General features: G+C 43.7%; 15 protein-coding genes and 1 other annotated feature. Of the genes, 5 read left to right on the forward strand and 10 right to left on the reverse strand.

Annotated features, from left to right (window positions below):
- Positions 1 to 41 precede the first annotated feature (41 nt).
- The 3 genes from FGL90_RS03360 to FGL90_RS03370 all read right to left on the reverse strand — a co-directional run bounded on the left by FGL90_RS03360 (position 42) and on the right by FGL90_RS03370 (position 1,827).
- On the reverse strand, positions 42 to 515 hold the full coding sequence (locus FGL90_RS03360) for an S-ribosylhomocysteine lyase (RefSeq protein ID WP_147656873.1): 474 nt from the start codon (positions 513 to 515) through the stop codon (positions 42 to 44).
- A 62-nt stretch (positions 516 to 577) separates the two neighbouring features.
- Positions 578 to 778: a binding site (T-box leader), on the reverse strand.
- A 48-nt stretch (positions 779 to 826) separates the two neighbouring features.
- Entirely contained in the window at positions 827 to 1,324 is a 498-nt protein-coding gene (locus tag FGL90_RS03365; protein ID WP_010619297.1) for a GNAT family N-acetyltransferase, read from the reverse strand.
- 92 nt (positions 1,325 to 1,416) lie between these two features.
- On the reverse strand, positions 1,417 to 1,827 hold the full coding sequence (locus FGL90_RS03370) for a MarR family winged helix-turn-helix transcriptional regulator (RefSeq protein WP_010619296.1): 411 nt from the start codon (positions 1,825 to 1,827) through the stop codon (positions 1,417 to 1,419).
- A gap of 231 nt (positions 1,828 to 2,058) precedes the next feature.
- On the opposite strand from FGL90_RS03370, the gene FGL90_RS03375 reads away from it, so the two are divergent.
- Positions 2,059 to 2,433 carry a hypothetical protein gene (locus FGL90_RS03375; protein ID WP_147656875.1) on the forward strand — a complete coding sequence of 125 codons (375 nt, stop codon included), beginning with the start codon at positions 2,059 to 2,061 and terminating at the stop codon, positions 2,431 to 2,433.
- Positions 2,434 to 2,482: 49 nt separating this feature from the next.
- Here the strand turns inward: FGL90_RS03375 and FGL90_RS03380 are convergent, their stop codons facing one another.
- The 3 genes from FGL90_RS03380 to FGL90_RS03390 all read right to left on the reverse strand — a co-directional run bounded on the left by FGL90_RS03380 (position 2,483) and on the right by FGL90_RS03390 (position 5,645).
- Positions 2,483 to 3,190 carry a B3/B4 domain-containing protein gene (locus FGL90_RS03380; RefSeq protein WP_225423049.1) on the reverse strand — a complete coding sequence of 236 codons (708 nt, stop codon included), beginning with the start codon at positions 3,188 to 3,190 and terminating at the stop codon, positions 2,483 to 2,485.
- 61 nt (positions 3,191 to 3,251) lie between these two features.
- Positions 3,252 to 4,868: a gamma-glutamyltransferase family protein gene (locus FGL90_RS03385; RefSeq protein WP_404814662.1), complete on the reverse strand. Its 1,617-nt coding sequence runs from the start codon at positions 4,866 to 4,868 to the stop codon at positions 3,252 to 3,254.
- 120 nt (positions 4,869 to 4,988) lie between these two features.
- A complete protein-coding gene (locus FGL90_RS03390) occupies positions 4,989 to 5,645 on the reverse strand; it encodes a hypothetical protein (RefSeq protein ID WP_147656879.1) in 657 nt (218 codons plus the stop codon).
- Positions 5,646 to 5,820: 175 nt separating this feature from the next.
- Here FGL90_RS03390 and rbsK point away from each other — a divergent pair, with 175 nt between their 5' ends.
- Positions 5,821 to 6,726 (forward strand): ribokinase, encoded by a 906-nt coding sequence (gene rbsK / locus FGL90_RS03395; RefSeq protein WP_010619290.1) that lies wholly within the window; start codon positions 5,821 to 5,823, stop codon positions 6,724 to 6,726.
- Between the two features lie 59 nt (positions 6,727 to 6,785).
- Here the strand turns inward: rbsK and FGL90_RS03400 are convergent, their stop codons facing one another.
- The 3 genes from FGL90_RS03400 to FGL90_RS03410 form a co-directional block, all read right to left on the reverse strand.
- Complete coding sequence (locus FGL90_RS03400) at positions 6,786 to 9,908, reverse strand: YfhO family protein (protein ID WP_147656880.1); 3,123 nt, start codon at positions 9,906 to 9,908, stop codon at positions 6,786 to 6,788.
- A 161-nt stretch (positions 9,909 to 10,069) separates the two neighbouring features.
- A complete protein-coding gene (locus FGL90_RS03405) occupies positions 10,070 to 10,582 on the reverse strand; it encodes a hypothetical protein (protein ID WP_010619288.1) in 513 nt (170 codons plus the stop codon).
- 94 nt (positions 10,583 to 10,676) lie between these two features.
- Positions 10,677 to 11,537 carry a helix-turn-helix transcriptional regulator gene (locus FGL90_RS03410; RefSeq protein WP_010619287.1) on the reverse strand — a complete coding sequence of 287 codons (861 nt, stop codon included), beginning with the start codon at positions 11,535 to 11,537 and terminating at the stop codon, positions 10,677 to 10,679.
- Between the two features lie 164 nt (positions 11,538 to 11,701).
- On the opposite strand from FGL90_RS03410, the gene FGL90_RS03415 reads away from it, so the two are divergent.
- From FGL90_RS03415 to FGL90_RS03425, 3 genes are read left to right on the forward strand one after another with little or no spacing between them, the layout of a single operon-like run.
- Positions 11,702 to 12,823, forward strand: a complete 1,122-nt coding sequence (locus FGL90_RS03415) for an acyl-CoA dehydrogenase family protein (RefSeq protein WP_147656882.1) — start codon at positions 11,702 to 11,704, stop codon at positions 12,821 to 12,823.
- A 12-nt stretch (positions 12,824 to 12,835) separates the two neighbouring features.
- Positions 12,836 to 13,609: an electron transfer flavoprotein subunit beta/FixA family protein gene (locus FGL90_RS03420; protein WP_147656884.1), complete on the forward strand. Its 774-nt coding sequence runs from the start codon at positions 12,836 to 12,838 to the stop codon at positions 13,607 to 13,609.
- Positions 13,610 to 13,619: 10 nt separating this feature from the next.
- Complete coding sequence (locus FGL90_RS03425) at positions 13,620 to 14,582, forward strand: electron transfer flavoprotein subunit alpha/FixB family protein (protein WP_147656886.1); 963 nt, start codon at positions 13,620 to 13,622, stop codon at positions 14,580 to 14,582.
- Positions 14,583 to 14,700: 118 nt separating this feature from the next.
- On the opposite strand, the gene FGL90_RS03430 is transcribed toward FGL90_RS03425, so the two are convergent.
- Positions 14,701 to 16,473 carry an ABC transporter ATP-binding protein gene (locus FGL90_RS03430; protein ID WP_187240434.1) on the reverse strand — a complete coding sequence of 591 codons (1,773 nt, stop codon included), beginning with the start codon at positions 16,471 to 16,473 and terminating at the stop codon, positions 14,701 to 14,703.
- Between the last annotated feature and the right edge of the window lie 7 nt (positions 16,474 to 16,480).

A 16,480-nucleotide genomic window follows, 5' to 3' on the forward strand; every position in this document is an offset into this window, starting at 1 on the left:
ACACCCCGACTTGAGATGTGCCGCTTTTTGCTATTTAAAATTTAAATGACGTTTCGTTCAAAAGGCTTGTTGCTGATACCTTCATCAAGAATCTTCTTGCTCCATTCTTTAGCAGAGAACAATGAATGGTCACGGTAGTTACCACAGCTGGTAATATCAGTGCCAGGGACATCTTCCCACTTTGTAACGTTGGCAATTTCTTCAAGAGAACCCTTGAGGGCCTTGGCAACTTCAGTAGTCGTATGTTCGCCCCACATGATCAAATGGAAGCCAGTCCGGCAGCCAAATGGTGAGCAGTCAATAACGCCGCTCATTCGGTCACGTAGCAAACCAGCAAGCAAATGCTCAATTGTATGTAACCCTGCAGTAGGAATTGCATTGGCATTTGGTTGAACAAGACGGAGGTCAAAGTTAGTGATTGAGTCGCCCTTTTCACCGTGTTCCTCCGTAATTAAACGTACGTATGGTGCCTTTACCTTTGTATGATCCAATTGAAAACTTTCAACTTTTGCCATTTATATCACCCTTCGTTCTCTTATTCATCCAATTAAAAAGCACCCGCCCTAAACCGAATCGGTTAAGGGGCGAATGCATCGCGTTACCACCCTTGTTCGCACGAATTAACGTGCCTCAAAAATGGATAACGGCCAATTCCGGATGAGCAGCAACACCGCTCATCAGCTCCAAGTTCATCTTCACCAACTAAAATTTCCTTGCTCGCACTAACCAAGGTCGCTTTCAAATTTTACTTAGTTACTCTTCTCTTCAACGCTTTTCTAATTAGATGTTAATTTCAGTATAGTAACCGACAAACTAAATGTCAATTTCATTTGCCAACAGTTAAATCTAAATCTCGAAAATACCAGGTATCACATCCAGGATGTAGGTCCTGTGGTAGTGGCTGCTTTAATTGTTCAAATTGATATTTTTGATATAACTTATTTGCAATCGGTAGCCGACTATCCGTCACTATGTACATCTTCTGATACCCATCTTGCCGCGCATAAGTTGCTGATTTTTCTAGCAACTTTTTTGACAAGCCTTGCCCTCTTGCCTGCTTGTCTATGTAGAGTTTTTGTAACTCACAAATTCCGGTAGTTCGGTCTAGTGGACCAATGCCACAGCCACCAACAACCTCTTTTTGCTCATTCACGGCAACCCAATAGGCCGCGTGCGGTAATTCTTCGTAGTATTCCGCCAGCTCATCTAGTTGCGGATCAAAGTAAGCCGTCCCCGGTTTATCCAAATGGGCATCCCGCAAGCAAGCTTGTAGGATATGCTTCATGGCAACGTTGTCTTTAGGTTCCATTATCCGAATTTGCATGTGCATGCCGCCTTTCTCATTGTTTTCTAATAAATATAGCAGAAAGCGTCGCAAAAATCAAAAAAGGATTGAAGCTCATAAGCACCAATCCTTTAATTTGCTTTATTATCTAATAAATCTCCAAGATTTTTAATTAGGGTGTCGTACTTTTCTGGAAACGCTTGATACAAATCCTGAAATAAATGTTTACCAGTACTCGTTAAATCGACAATTCGAAGCCGCCGATTACCACTGACCGTATGCTCTGTCAGTAGTTTTTGTTTCAACATACTCGATATTTTAGTCGAAATGTATGAATTTTGCATCCCGGTTTTTTTGGCCAGATTGGAAGCCGTCATTGCACCATCAATTGCCAGTTCGCTAATGATAGCCAGATCATTAAGGGAAATGTCGCCTTCGTCCATAATGTGGTTAGAAGCCGTCACAACAAGCTTTCGAACGTTGATTAATTGTTGAATTTCACTATAAAACTGTTCTTGTTCCGCTGAACTGTGTGGTTCCATTGATATTCCTCCCTCAATAAGCCCCTGATTATCAAAGCGAACAGTTTTTAATTATTTGTTAAAATAATACCAGTTATTTACTTATATTATACCGATTATTCCATAATTCGTAAATACCATTAACAAATAAAATACAAATTCTAAGAAAATAGTGTGCTTGTTAATATAATTGGTCGTAAACAACTGTTTATGATAGCATTACGTAAGAAGACCGATTTGGAGGAATAAAAGATGAAGGAATATCGAATTAACTTTAATAATAAAATAACTAAAGAAACAGTCACCATTCGCTATAAGGTTCTATTGGATGATCCGGAGCACCAAAAAAGCATTGCCCAATTTGGTAGTGCCGCCTTTCAGCGCTTCTCTACTCCAGAGAAATTTTTCCTGACAGGTCAGGCAGCTCTAGAAATGATTGGGATTATCAACAACGGCATGACCGCTGATTACCGTCTCAAAAACATCTGCTTTGCTTCCAGTCAAGACCAAACCATTCTTCAAGTGCCTGCTCAAGATGATATTATTAAAATGGTGCACGATTCGGAAGCTGATCCGACACAACCACTTCCAGAAATAAACATTGTAAAACAGAACTTAATTGGATAGAAAATAGATTTTAAATAGGGACTCAGTCAAATGACTGAGTCCCCTATTTCTACTTAATCATAATCGTCGGCTTGTTCTTCGTAATCAACTGTACCGCTATTTCGCCACCTAAATAAGTTTTGATATTATCAGTTAGTTCTTTTACGGCTTTTCGATGAGTTTCCTGCCACTCCGGCTTTAGGCACTCAATGTACAGGAGAAAATTAGTGGAATCCTCAGTTGCTTCGGAAACCTCCGAATCTCGCCAGGCCCAGCAACGACTCGTTACGTTAACATCATCCCGATAAATAACTTCACCGGGCAACGCCGGGTCATTTTCCGATTCACCAATTGCGACAAACGGCCCACCACCCTTCGCCACCGTTAACTGCATGTTGCCATTAATTTTGTCCTCATCTAAAGCGGCAACTGCAAACCCATAAGTGAGCGAAATTGTATTATATAAGTCAACTATCGGATTAATACTTCGAACTGGATGTCCCTTTTTTGCCCGCTTCAATAAATTTTCCACGGCAAAACGAGCACCCTTTTTCGTTTTAAACTTTGAAAAAGCCTCACGCCATTCATGAATCAACGGGTTCTTGCTAATTGGCTCATAGGGAATTAAGTCCTCGACTTGATCATTCGCATCCGCTAGCAAATGCGCCGGTACCTGTCCGTTATCATGATTATCGATTCCCCGAACGGTAATAACTGCCAATTGCACCTCCGGAAAAATATCCCGAAATGGTTCCGTAATCGTAAATTGATGTGCCACCGTCATCACTCCATCTCATTTATTGGCTTCATTATAGCCTTGCCGCCTTACCAAAACAATGCTAAAAGCCGACCACGCTGCCATCAGCTCGCGGTTCCGTTCCACCAACTAACACACCCGTTTCTGGGTTACGCAAAATGATTTGGCCACGACCAAATGCGCCACCACTTAAGTCCACTGAAATTTCATGACCCCGTCGTTGTAATGCCTCAGCTAATGGCTGTGAGAGACTTTTCTCTACCAACACTTTCTTGTCCTCAAGCCATTGCCATCGCGGTGCATCCAATGTCGCTTGCGGATTTAAGTTAAAGTCGATTAAATTTGTGACAACTTGCAAATGACCTTGTGGTTGCATGTACCCACCCATCACGCCAAACGGGCCAACCGCTTGACCGTTTTTAGTCAGGAACCCTGGCATAATAGTGTGGTAGGTCCGTTTCCCAGGGACCAGCACGTTCGCATCTTCAGGGTTAAATGAGAAGGTCTCCCCACGATTTTGCAGGGCAATGCCCGTTCCAGGAACGACCACACCAGACCCAAATCCCATATAGTTACTCTGAATCCAGGAAACCATGTTCCCCTCACCATCCGCTGTACAGAGATAAACGGTGCCACCCTTTGGCAACCGTCCTGGTTCCGGCTGCAAGGCGGTTTTGGAAATCAATTTTGCGCGTTCTTGTCCGTATTCAGGCTTGAGCATGGCCGCCACTTGGTCGCCCATATCACGTGGATCGGTGATGTATTGCTTCCCATCCGCAAACGCCAGCTTGATGGCTTCAATTTGCCGATGCAAATTTTCAACTGGGTCAGGCGTTGGAAAATCAAGATTTTTCAGAATATTGAGGGCCATCAAAGTGACCATTCCTTGGCCATTTGGTGGTAATTCCCACACATCATATCCCTTATAGTCAACGCTAAGTGGTTTAATCCACTCCGCTTCATACTGGTTCAAATCTTCAAAGCTCAAATAACCGCCAGTTTTGGCGGCGTAATCACTGATCAGCTTTGCCAAACGCCCATGATAAAATGAATCAGCGCCCGTTTCGGCAATTTCCTGCAACGTTTTTGCGTGATCAGGTGACCGCCACATTTCCCCTGCAGTTGGAATTTCACCATTGGGATTAAACACCCTAAACCATTCATCAAAAAGTGGCCCATGAAACGCCTTTTTAAATTTACGTGACGCATTGCGCCAAAGTTTTGCAAGCTGCGGACTAAGTGGGTAGCCCTCCTCTGCATATTTAATTGCCGGTGCCAAAACTTGAGTCAATGGTAATTTGCCAAAACGCTTGGAACACGCTGCCCATCCAGCCGGCGTTCCAGGAACCATGACGGGCTCCCAACCGTAAGTTGGCATCTGGTCGAAGCCAGCTTTTTTTAATTTATCAACCGAAATTGACTGCGGTGCCACACCACTTGCGTTCAGGCCGTAGAGCTTGCCCTTCATCCAAATGATGGCGAAACAATCGCTGCCAATGCCATTAGTGGTGGGTTCCACAACACTTAAGCAGGCCGCAGTGGCAACTGCAGCATCCACCGCATTTCCAACTTGTCTCAAAATTTCTAAGCCAGCTTCCGCAGCTAATGGTTGAGCCGTCGCAACCATCCCGTTTCGTGCAACAACTGGCATTCGCTTTGATGCGAACTGTTGATATTCATAGTCAAACAAGTCCGTCACTTCTCTCAATTATTAAAATCATATTAGAAAACTAATTTTAATATACCATTACCTCATTTGGTGTCAACACAAAAAAGCACGGACAAACGCTCATAAATCAGCGATTCTCGTGCTTTTATTTTAGGATTGTGCGAGCTGTTTCAACCATTCTTGCGTCGAAATATCATCATTGGTGTTACGAACATAGCCCAATGGATCGAAGATGGTCTGGACTTTTTGCCAGTCTATCTGATCATCAATCAAGAAACTCGATTGAAGTTGCTGAATCTGTTCCGTTGTCACGCCAGCTAACCGCTTTGCGTCCTCCTGGAACGTATCAATGAAGAAGTTTACCGCTAGCTGCTCAGAGATCAGCCTTTGAATCCCCACCTTATCTAACTCATCCGTCACTAGTATGCGCTGGGCGAGTGGGACCGCCGGAAGTTCCTTGACGATGAAGTGCTGAACGACGCCCCAATTTTCAGCCATCTCTTTGAAAAATTGCCAGGGAACGCGGATATTGACTCGTTGCAAAGTCGTCTTCGTCAGTTGTTGAATTGACCATTTCGGGGACTCAATCGTTTGTCCGGTTTCAATCCAAATCATTAAAAACCGTTGCATTGTTTCCTGTGAAGGCTTATTAAGGTTCTTTTTAAGCGTCAGCCCGTAACGAACCAGGACAAATTCCTCCAACTTTTCGTCGGCGATGGTTCGCCTGTTTCCCTGTTTCTTCTGTTTTATTCGATTTTTTAATTGTTTCTGGGAACTAACTCGCGAAAATTTACCCTGCTTAACCATTTACTCACCTATTTCAAATTGATTATGGGGTCAGTTTACCATATTCAGCCTGTCGCTCCCATTTTGATAAATTTCTTACTTAATTTTCAATAATTGACCATTTCGTTTTCAAAATAGTTTATACTAAAATGTAAGCGTTACCAGTAATGAAATTTTAACTTGGAGTGAATACAAAATGGCAGATATTACCGTAATTGGTTCAAACATGATTGACCTCATGACTTATATTGATCGGATGCCCGAAGAGGGCGAAACAATCAGTGCCCCCTCTTTCTCAATGGGATTTGGTGGTAAAGGATCTAACCAGGCAATTGCTGCGTCCCGCCTTGGTTCCGATGTTGCCATGATTACGGCGGTCGGTGCTGATGAATTCGGCCAGCAACAACTCGACAACTATCAAGAAAATGGTATCAAAACGGATATGATTATTCACGGTAAGGCCAATAGCGGCGTTGCCCCAATTTTCGTTGAACCCACATCTGGTAACCGAATTATTATTGTGAAGGGTGCCAATGATGAGTTAACACCAGACGCACTTGACCAATTCAAATCTCAAATTCAGTCCTCAAAATTAATTGTCCTTCAGCAGGAAATTCCGCTGGAAACGAATTACAGGGCGATTGAAATTGCGCGTGCAGCCAACGTTCCCGTTCTCCTAAATCCAGCTCCTGCCGTTGAGGGAATTAACAGGGAATTTGTTAACCAAGTGCAGTTCTATGCCCCTAATGAAACTGAGCTTTCAACCATCACGGGTATGCCAGTAGAAAGTATCGATGAGATTAAGGCAGCTGCTCATAAATTAATCGATGAGGGTGTCGAAAATCTCATTGTGACGATTGGTTCTCGTGGGGTCCTTTGGGTTTGCAAGGACGATTTCAAACTAATTGACGCTCACAAAGTTGATGCTGTTGATACGACCGGCGCTGGTGATTCATTCATTGGTGCCTTTGCCCATTACTACGTGGCGGGTGAGTCCGTTTCTGAAGCCCTCCAACACGCCAATGATTATGCGGCGGTGACGGTCACAAGAAAAGGCACTCAAAAATCTTATCCAACTGCAGCAGAGTTGAAGAATTTATAATTGCACATAAAAACAGGTCAACCTGGACGGAAAACTGTCCACGTTGGCCTGTTTTTAATTTAATGCCTATTTTCTTTTCGTTTCATTTCTACGAATCTTCCCGAAAATAGAATACCACTTGCCACTAAGCCCAAGAGCCCAATGATGGTTGCCACTTTTCCAAGCGTTAAACCGGGAGTATGGTACGTCAACACAATCTTATGGTGACCCGCTGAAACAGCCGCCCCAACAAAGCCCTTGTTAACAACCTTTGTCGCTTTGGCTTGACCATCCACCGTCAACTTCCATCCCTTACTGTAAGGAATAGAGGTCGTGAGAATCCCATTGGTTGAATTATGAGTCGTACCGGTCACTTTATTCGAGTGAATCGTCAAATTGTTCAGCTTCGTCTTCTTCAACTTCTGAAGGCGATTGGTATATGATTTACCAAATGGAACCGCAATCAGCTTTGCCTTTTTGATGTTCAACCCCGTCACACCCGTTAATCTCAGGACAACGCCCTTTCGATTCTTTGTGGAGTAACCTAGGTTAATCAACGTATGCGACTTCTTTTCGTAGTCGGACATGTTATTAACCCCAAGTTGAACACTATTATTGGAATTATCCGCCGTTTCTGCCGTCAAAGAGTAGCCCTTCACGTTCGGATTTAAGATGGCCGAGCGCATTTGCTGGAATTCTTTGAACTTCGAGCGAGTTTCATTCCTGAAGACGGACACATACCATTTTTGGGTTAACACGTCACGCGTGGTTGGTGCTTTAATTGAAATTCCAGACAGGTCTAAATACAGTTCCGTATTCTTCACCTTACTTGGATTTTTAAAGTTCAGCTTGTATACCATCACGTTTCCAGATGCATCACTCGTAATTGAGTGAAGTCCGGATTCGTTTTCCGTTGCGTTATCTTCATAAATGCTGCGGTTTTTATTCAATGCTTGTTGCAACGTTGGGGTTGCTGGATAGACACCTGAACCGTATTTTTGATCTTTGTCAACCTTAGGTGTAAAGGTCTGGATTTGTGATTTACTTTGGCTTTCGGGCAAAACAGAAATCGATTTTTCAAAGTTATTACGCTCACGATAAAGGACGACTTGTCGTTTATTCATGAGGGGATGGCTTAGATTTTCGACTGCATAACTAATTGTTTTGCTGCGATTTTTCACCTTTGCCGTTTTGACGCCCGTTGCCTTACCTTCCGTAACGGCACCGTACGTCATACTCTGTTCTCGTTGCCAAGGGGACATCTTTTGGTATTGGGCGTTAGTCACTTGCTTTGTTTGCACATACGCTAATGGTAAGGCATTGTTGTTCTTCAAAAGGACCGTTCCCGTATTATTACCTACGCCACGCGCCTTCTTATCCCGAAAACCGCGAATATGGCCATTTGCTTTACGAACGTATTTAAAGCCATATGGCATCGACTGCTTGCCAACTTGGTCAATACGCATGAATAGATATCTCACGCCAAGCACATTTTCCAATGTGGTTCTGTGATCGGCACTTCTAATCGGATCATTCATTGCGGATTGCGAATTTCCAACCGATTCCGAAAAGTCTAAAACCTTTTTATCTTGAACCGAATAGTAAGCCCCAATATTATGGACTCCTAAAAGCATTGGAATATCGTTGTTAACCGTTTTGTAGTTATAGTAGCCCTTGGTTGTGGACGTCCGGTAAAAATTGCTTGCTGACTGTTTCAGCTTTTGGTCCACTTGATCATAGTAGTTCTTAGCCCACTGCGTTGCACTACCCGCAAATAATTGCTGTTCAGTGTAGCTGGAAGCATCTGTGTTATATAGGCCCATTCCAGTACTAATCAATGAAACAAAGGCCGCGACCCCCAATGCTGGCCATCGCCAGCTTTGATGGTTGAGAAAGAGGTTAGGGGTGATGACAATCACAAGTGTAGCGGCTAGTAAAACGTAGGCCATTACTTCGTGTGCATCCCTGAAAAGCCCCCCAATCAAGGCCCATGAAACAACAAGTAGGAGTAAGCACCCAATTGTCATCCACCAACAATCAGATGTACTTAATTTGTTGAAATGTTCAAGCAGAACCATTGCCGCTAGGGCCATTGGTAACTGAATAACCATCACCCATCGATTAGAAGGCGACGACATAACGTTAAACGTTGCGGCAACCCATGGAAACAGGGTTCCAAGGAAAACCAAGATGAGACCAGTGGCTAGTGCGCCATTTTCTCTGAAATGTTTGAAGACATAGATCATTCCCAAGAAACTGAGACCCGTTATCCCAAATATCAACCAATAGTTCACCCCGTTTGTTGAAAGGATTGAACTTGGTAAGGTTAAGTAATAGTCATGGGTATACAATTTGAACCCATTTGCAAAGTTGGTCCCTCCAACTCGAGTTGAAGACAACATGGCAATAACGGTTGGAATCAACAGAATGCCAGCACTTAATATACCGACCACAATGGTTAAAGCAAAATGCCCCAATATTTGTAGCAGGCTGCGATTAAGCGTTCGGCGCACCTTCATGTCAATATACCGAATAATGGCGTATAGGAAACTAACCAATCCCAATAAGTAGGCAAAATAGACGTTACTAAGGAGCGTAAACGCCGTTGCAATCATCATGACAATTGGTGATTTTCCCTGATAAATCCGGTCAATTCCCCAGAATAACAACGGTAGGAAGATCAATGGCATCAAGAAAAATGGGTGATGAATACTGACATAAAAGGTAAAGCTGTTAAATGTGTAAAGGAGACTTCCAATCACAATGTTTCGATGCTTGAATCCCAAGCTTTTTGCAAAGGGAATAAAGGCCAATCCAATGGCATACAATCGAATAATAATAAATAATTGATAGGCCCGTTCAATTAACCTAGCTGGAAATAGCGCAACTAAGTAGTTCACCGGATCCCCCAGCACGTAATAGGAGAAGGTTGATAACTTATCGCCACCGAGCCCCAGATCCCACGACCAGCCACTAAGCGACTCATGGCTCGTTAATAATTTATGTAATTCCGTTAATATTGGAAAATGTTGGGCAATCCCATCCAATTCCCAAATAAATGATCGACTATTGAGATAAATAAGGCCATACGTCATTGCAACAATCGCAACGAACAGGACGGTATACGCGATAAGTGGGACCCAAATGCGATCAAGCATTCGCCCACGTGGTTTGGCAGACATGTGCCGGTTCTGATTTATCATAATTTCGTTAACACTCCATTTATTAAATCCTCTGAAACACAACTACCACATTTTCCAATACATCATTCGGTAAGTCAATGTTCATGAGAGATTCTTCATATTAATGAGAAATTTGAAATATAAAAAAAGACCCCCATCTCTGAAAGTCTATCTTAAATTAGCTACGCGTAATCCCGGTTCTCCAGCCCTGGCCATACCAGCGTTTTGACAACTGGGTTCACAACCGGCGCTTCGTTTTGCTTTTCAACAGCGAGCTGATAATTTTTAAATTCTCGATTTGATAAACGATTTAATGCGTTAAGTGTCGCCCGTCTTCGTGTAATTTGCGGATCCATTATTTCTTCAACGTGGTAGCAGGTTGAGAATCTTGCTAAAGCCTCTTGCTCCACCTCATTCAAATGTAAGTCTGGAACTTGAGAATAAGTCAGAAAGGCACATTGGTCAGGCTGATTCAAAATAACTTGCACTAATTGATGTCCTTCATATTGAAGTTGAAATTTTATCCGATATTCGCTGAGCATCGTCAATGGCTTCAACACATTATCCCGCAGCTTAGTAAAATTCTGCTGGTAACTAACTGGTACTTCTAATAGGTCAAAAAAGTTCTGCGCCTCAAATATGCTATTTTGCATCCCAAATTTAATTAAAAATTGTTTATAGCTATTATTATTCATTCAAGTCACCCCTTCAGCTTATCTATTCTATAAGAATAGCGAAAAGGTATGACTTTTTTATAACTCAAATAGGAAGAAATAAAGTTTTCTATTCTTACTCTTCAATCTCTTGGATCAATCGGCGGACACGCTTAAGCAGTTTTTCGTTATGGTTAAACCGGGCAAATGCGTCCGAATCTCGTAGCATTGCAAGCACCTGTGCCTTATCCGTTTTCATCGCCACCCAGTTTTGGGCAAGCTGATACTGCGCTCTGGCAGTGTAAAAAGTAACGTGACGCTCGGAGCTTCGCGTGATCACATTCTCCAACAGCGTGTTGCTAGTTTCGTAGTCGGCGACGTTTGAGTAAAATTCTCCTGTATAGAACAGCATACTTAATACCTTCCACACGGTACTCGTGTCGGTCTGGTTAACGTGACTCAATCGTTCTGGCATTTTGGAAAAGAAGAATTCTGCGCGCTTCTGGTCACCGGCGTTAGCATATGAAATTCCTAGTCCAACGTAAGCAAGCTGCGCATAAATTGTCTCGTGATCCTCGTCTAAGCCATTCAAAATTTGTTCAAAACTAAAAATCGCATCATCTTGTTTTTGGTTACTCAACGCCAAACTAAATCCGCGAACATACAGATACTGCATCTTGCTTTCTGGATTATTTAGCCGATCAAAGTCGACCAGCTCTAATTGTTTAAAGGCATCTTGATAGTCGCTTGTGATGAGGTCGAATTCTGCTCGCTCAAGAATTTGAGAATAACCAGTATCGTTCATGTCCTCATTTGGAAAAATATCATTCAATGATAATCCCAGTCGTTTACACAACTGAACCAATATCTTCGTCGAAATCATTTTCCCATTTTTTTCGAATTTGCTAATCGTCGCCTGTGTACAAATCCCTTCGGCGAGCGTTGCTTGTGTATAACCTAACTTTTTCCGGGTTTGAATAAACTTTTCAATATCCATGTCTAGGCCCTCTAATTCAAAGATTTGACTTCATTATAGCAGACTCTTGCCCAAACCCAATCGCTTTTGTGATTTCACAAGTGAAATTATTGACTATTGGAATATTTGGATATATATTATTGGAATAAAGAGAATTGTGAAAATATTATTTAAGGAGTGTCATTATGACTGCTGATAAACTGGCTGCAAGAAACATGCTCCAACGAATGATTGTTGATTTTACGACTAACGAGTTGGCACCGCTAGATATGGCGATTGATAAATTAGGAAATTACCCCGACGGATTATTCCAAAAGGTAATCGATAATGGCTTGTTGGGAATGATCCTTCCCCGTGAGTTTGGCGGCGCCGCGTTTGACTATGAATCTGCTGCCGAGGCGTTGCACCATATGGCGTTTGGTAATGCAAGTATGGCCGTCACTTTGGAGGGCCACTTTAAAACGATTGAACAATTCCTCAAATACGGAAACGAGAAGCTGAACCAAAAATACTTACCATCCGCAACCAACCGAATTTTCGCCTTTTCGCAAACCGAGGCCTCAGGGGGCTCCAATCCTGCCGGAATTTCTACCCGCGCCGTTAAACAGGGTGACAACTGGGTGATTACTGGCGATAAGATCATGATTACAAATGGCGGCCTCGCACAAGTTTACTGTGTTCTCGCAAAAACTGAGGATGACGAATTTGTCGTATTCGTGGTCGATCAAGACATGCCTGGGTTCCAATTTGGCAAGCGAGAATATTTTCTCGGCTTAAAGGGTGTTCCTGTGGGTGAAATCGTGATGGATCACATCGTGGTGCCCGACTACCACATGCTTGGGAAAATTGGTCAGGGACACGACATTGGTAATAATGCGCACGATGATGCACGAATTTTGATGGGCGCTGTTTTAGCCGGCATTTTAGAACACGAGTTAAAGATTGCCATTGATTACACAAAGCAGCGAAAAGCCCTCGATACTCCCCTTTATGAACTTCAAATTATTCAGGAAAAATTAGCTGACATTGCGATTGCCAAACAAAATACCCAGTTGCTATACGAGGCAGGCGCGAAAGCGAAGGATGCTAGCCAACCCTACTCCGAAGTTGCCGCAATGGCGAAATCCTATGGGAGTCGTGCAGCCGTTTCAGCTGGTGACAAGGCACTGCAGGTTCTTGCCGGTTACGGCTACAGTCGCGAGTATCCGGTTGAACATCTCATTCGGGATGCCCGCGCAATGGAAATTGCGGAGGGTACCGTTGAAAAGATGAATACCGAAATCTCACTTAGCGAAGTCACTAAATAAGGAGCTACCAAAATGAAAATTGTCGTTTGTATTAAACAGGTGCCAGTTGGGGCCGTTAAAATTGATCCTGAAACTCATAACCTCGTCCGGTCAAACGTGGAGGGCGACATTAATCCCTATGACCGCAATGCCATTGAAGCTGCAATTCAATTGAAGGAACAGGCTGGCGGTGAGGTCATTTTGCTCAGCATGGGACCGGATAGCTACATCAGTTCATTGCGCGATGGTTTGGCAATGGGCGCAGATTCAGCTGTTCTGCTCAGCTCACGGGCATTTGGTGGTGCTGATACGCTCGCAACCGCCTACACCCTCGCTGCAGGAATTAAAAAAATTGGCAACGTTGATCTTATTCTATTTGGCCGTCAATCCGTTGATGCCGACACTGGTCAAGTTGGCCCAATCGTGGCTGAAGACCTCGCCATTCCACAAATTACCTTTGCCGAAAACATCGAGTTGCACGATCACAACGTGTTAGTGGTGAAACGACTACTCGACAACGCCGTTCAAGAAGTCAAAGTAACCTTACCAGCAGTTGTTTCCGTTCGGGCGGAACTCAACCAACCCCGCTATGAAAATCCGTTGAACATTCAAACGAGTTTTGAAAAGTCCGTCACCATTTGGAGTGAAAAGGACCTTGATTTAGACGACTCGCAAATTGGTCAAGCAGGTTCGCCAACTGTTGTTCGAAAGGTTTATGCGCCAGATAAGGCCACGAAACAAATGGAACAATTGCCAACCGATGCATCAAAAGCCGTCACTCAACTACTTTCAGAGCTGAACAATTAGGAGGTCAATCATGAATAATGCATTATGGGTTTACGTTCAATTAAACGGACAAAAGGTTGAGCCAACTAGTCTCCAGCTGATTACAAAGGCTCGCCAAATTGCGGAAGGTCGACCAGTCGTTGCCCTCCTTGCAGAAGATTTAACCACGAATGCCGAGGAAACCGTCAAGGAATACGGTCCAGACGAGATTATCGTTCTCAAAGACGACCATTTCACTCAGCCAACTGATGGTGAGCTTGCCGACGCGCTTTTTCAGGTTGTCAGTGCCAATACACCAAACGGCTTACTCTTCCCCGCAACGGTGCAAGGTCGTTCAGTTGCTCCCCGTTTGCAGGCTAAGCTTCGAACCGGTTTGACGGCCGACTGTCTTGACGTTTATTACGATGGTGAGGACCTCATTCAGGTGAAACCAACGTATGGTGACGACATCATGTGTGAGATTCTGTGCCCTGACCACCGCCCTCAAATGGCAACGGTTCGACCGAATACGTTTAATGCGGAAAAGGTCACTGGTGCTAACGTTAAAATAACCACCGCGACTTTCACCTTTCATCCAGAAGCTAACATTGAAGTCGTCAGCGAAAAGCCAATTATCAGTAGCTCCGCTAACATTGCGGATGCCAAGATTGTGGTCGCCCTGGGTCGAGGCGCAGACAACGACAAAACTATCGCGCTAGCTGAAAAAGCTGCAGCAAAATTGGGTGGCATGGTCGGTGTTTCCCGTCCCCTGACTGATAACCCTAAGTTCAGTCACGAAAGCCAAATTGGCCAAAGTGGAAACACGATCGCACCTGATTTGCTCATCAATCTAGGCGTTTCCGGTGCTGTGCAATACACCGTTGGAATCGAAAATGCGGGTAAAGTCGTTTCTGTCAATACAGATGACAAAGCGCCAATTTTTGCCGTTTCTGACTTCGGCTATGTTGGAACTGCGAATGAATTTTTGGAAGCATTGGTAAACGATATTAAATAACTATGATAAAAAGAGGGTTCCAATTCAGTTAGATTAGTTGTCTAACTAGATTGGAGCCCTTTTGTATTTGTTTTAGAATTCATGTTGCTCACGTCAAGCTGTTTTCTCTTCTAATAAATTATTGATTAAACTGCGTCTTCACGTACTCTCGATACAATGGAGATTTCTCTTGAAGTTCTTGATGCGTCCCACTACCACTCACATGGCCTTTTTCAATGAAGTTGATGGTATCCGCATTAACAATCGTGCTCAGTCTGTGGGCGATGACCAAAGTGGTCCGGCCCTTCATCAATTCATCAATGGCTTTTTGAACCATGGCCTCTGATTCTGAATCCAATGATGCCGTTGCCTCATCGAGCATTAAAATCTTTGAATCTCTCAAAAAGGCTCGCGCAATTGCAATTCGTTGTCGCTGTCCGCCTGAAAGTTTGACGCCCCGCTCTCCGACGGTCGTGTCTAATCCATCCGGCATTTCATGAACAAACTTATCTGCATAAGCTAACGTTAAGACGTGACAAAGGTCATCATCGGTATAGTCGTCAATGTCGTCATCGGCCAATCCATACGTCAAATTATAGCGAATGGTGCCCGCCATAATGGCTGAGTCTTGAGATACAAAGGCAATCTGCTCGCGCCAATTTGCCAAATTCAAATCCGTCACATTTTGATCACCAATTGTAATTTTGCCTGAATCCGGCTCATAGTAGCGTTCCAATAGACTAAAGATTGTCGATTTACCGCCACCTGAAGGCCCAGCAAACGCAACAACTGTATTCGGTTTTGCTTCAAATGAGAGATCCTGAATAATTGGTTCATCTTGATCATAGGCAAAGTTCACGTGACTGACTTTGAGGGTTTCATTGTCGATATCTAATGAGCCATCAGCACTTAAATCTTCCTCTGGTTCATTTAGCAAGTCTCTCACCCGTTCTGTGGAACCGCTAGCCTGTGACATTGACGAGAAGAAGTTGCCCAAATTTCCTGCGGGTCCCATTATCTGGAAGAGGTACATCAGGAACGCAAACATGGTCCCCATCGTCATCGTTCCTGCCGAAACTCGACTAGCACCATAGATCAATACGCCAATCACTAGCGCCATCATCACCCCCATTATAAGGGGATTCGCTATAGAAGCGTAAACGGCTTCTTTCAACCCAATCCGGTAGAGTTTCTCTACTGAATCTGCCCCTCGTTTTTCTTCGTAGGGTTCGGCGTTTGATAATTTCACCAGCCGAATCTCGCTCAATGTTTCGCCCGTATCACCGGTAAACGTAGCAAGCGCATCTTGGCGAGCACGCGCAACCTTGGCTGACAAACGGATGAGTGGCATCATCACTAGGAGTACCAGCGGAATTGCCGGAACCATGATGGCAGTCATCCGCCAATCCATTTGAATCATTAAAAATAAAGCACCAATGATTGTCAGGATGGAGGTCACCATTGAAGGAACCGCGCTAGCAAGAAAATCCTTGATTTGCGTTGTGTCGTTGACTAAACGCGATGTCATCTCTCCCGACTTGGTGTTATCAAAGTAAGGAATTTGTAAATGAAGCAATTTTCCCCATAACCGATTCCGAAGTTTTGCGACTACATCCTGACCGAAGAATCCAAGAACGGATCCTGAAAGGGCGCTGATAATCGCACTTCCAATGAAAAGGCCAATAACCAACTCTAATTCATGATAATTAGATGCATGTTTCAAACTATTAATCAGACTGCTGGCCATTTTGGGGATTGCTAATTGGGCACCCGTTGAAATGAGGCCGAAAAACAATCCCAAGCCTAGTAACCAATACGCCGGTTTTGTTTGATTCAGCAAACCAAAGAAACTTTTTAAACTAAATTTTGTCTTTTTATAAGGCATGCTTGTGCCTCGTGGTCCTCTTTGCATGACTGCG

Origin of the sequence: Secundilactobacillus malefermentans (assembly GCF_008033155.1) — a bacterium.
GTDB lineage: Bacteria > Bacillota > Bacilli > Lactobacillales > Lactobacillaceae > Secundilactobacillus > Secundilactobacillus malefermentans.

What these genes read in the sequence shown, in the direction of transcription:
- FGL90_RS03360 (WP_147656873.1), bottom strand. Translation starts at nt 515, where the DNA reads ATGGCAAAAGTTGAAAGTTTTCAATTGGATCATACAAAGGTAAAGGCA.
- FGL90_RS03365 (WP_010619297.1), bottom strand. Translation starts at nt 1,324, where the DNA reads ATGCAAATTCGGATAATGGAACCTAAAGACAACGTTGCCATGAAGCAT.
- FGL90_RS03370 (WP_010619296.1), bottom strand. Translation starts at nt 1,827, where the DNA reads ATGGAACCACACAGTTCAGCGGAACAAGAACAGTTTTATAGTGAAATT.
- FGL90_RS03375 (WP_147656875.1), top strand. Translation starts at nt 2,059, where the DNA reads ATGAAGGAATATCGAATTAACTTTAATAATAAAATAACTAAAGAAACA.
- FGL90_RS03390 (WP_147656879.1), bottom strand. Translation starts at nt 5,645, where the DNA reads ATGGTTAAGCAGGGTAAATTTTCGCGAGTTAGTTCCCAGAAACAATTA.
- rbsK (WP_010619290.1), top strand. Translation starts at nt 5,821, where the DNA reads ATGGCAGATATTACCGTAATTGGTTCAAACATGATTGACCTCATGACT.
- FGL90_RS03400 (WP_147656880.1), bottom strand. Translation starts at nt 9,908, where the DNA reads ATGATAAATCAGAACCGGCACATGTCTGCCAAACCACGTGGGCGAATG.
- FGL90_RS03405 (WP_010619288.1), bottom strand. Translation starts at nt 10,582, where the DNA reads ATGAATAATAATAGCTATAAACAATTTTTAATTAAATTTGGGATGCAA.
- FGL90_RS03410 (WP_010619287.1), bottom strand. Translation starts at nt 11,537, where the DNA reads ATGGATATTGAAAAGTTTATTCAAACCCGGAAAAAGTTAGGTTATACA.
- FGL90_RS03415 (WP_147656882.1), top strand. Translation starts at nt 11,702, where the DNA reads ATGACTGCTGATAAACTGGCTGCAAGAAACATGCTCCAACGAATGATT.
- FGL90_RS03420 (WP_147656884.1), top strand. Translation starts at nt 12,836, where the DNA reads ATGAAAATTGTCGTTTGTATTAAACAGGTGCCAGTTGGGGCCGTTAAA.
- FGL90_RS03425 (WP_147656886.1), top strand. Translation starts at nt 13,620, where the DNA reads ATGAATAATGCATTATGGGTTTACGTTCAATTAAACGGACAAAAGGTT.
- FGL90_RS03430 (WP_187240434.1), bottom strand. Translation starts at nt 16,473, where the DNA reads ATGCAAAGAGGACCACGAGGCACAAGCATGCCTTATAAAAAGACAAAA.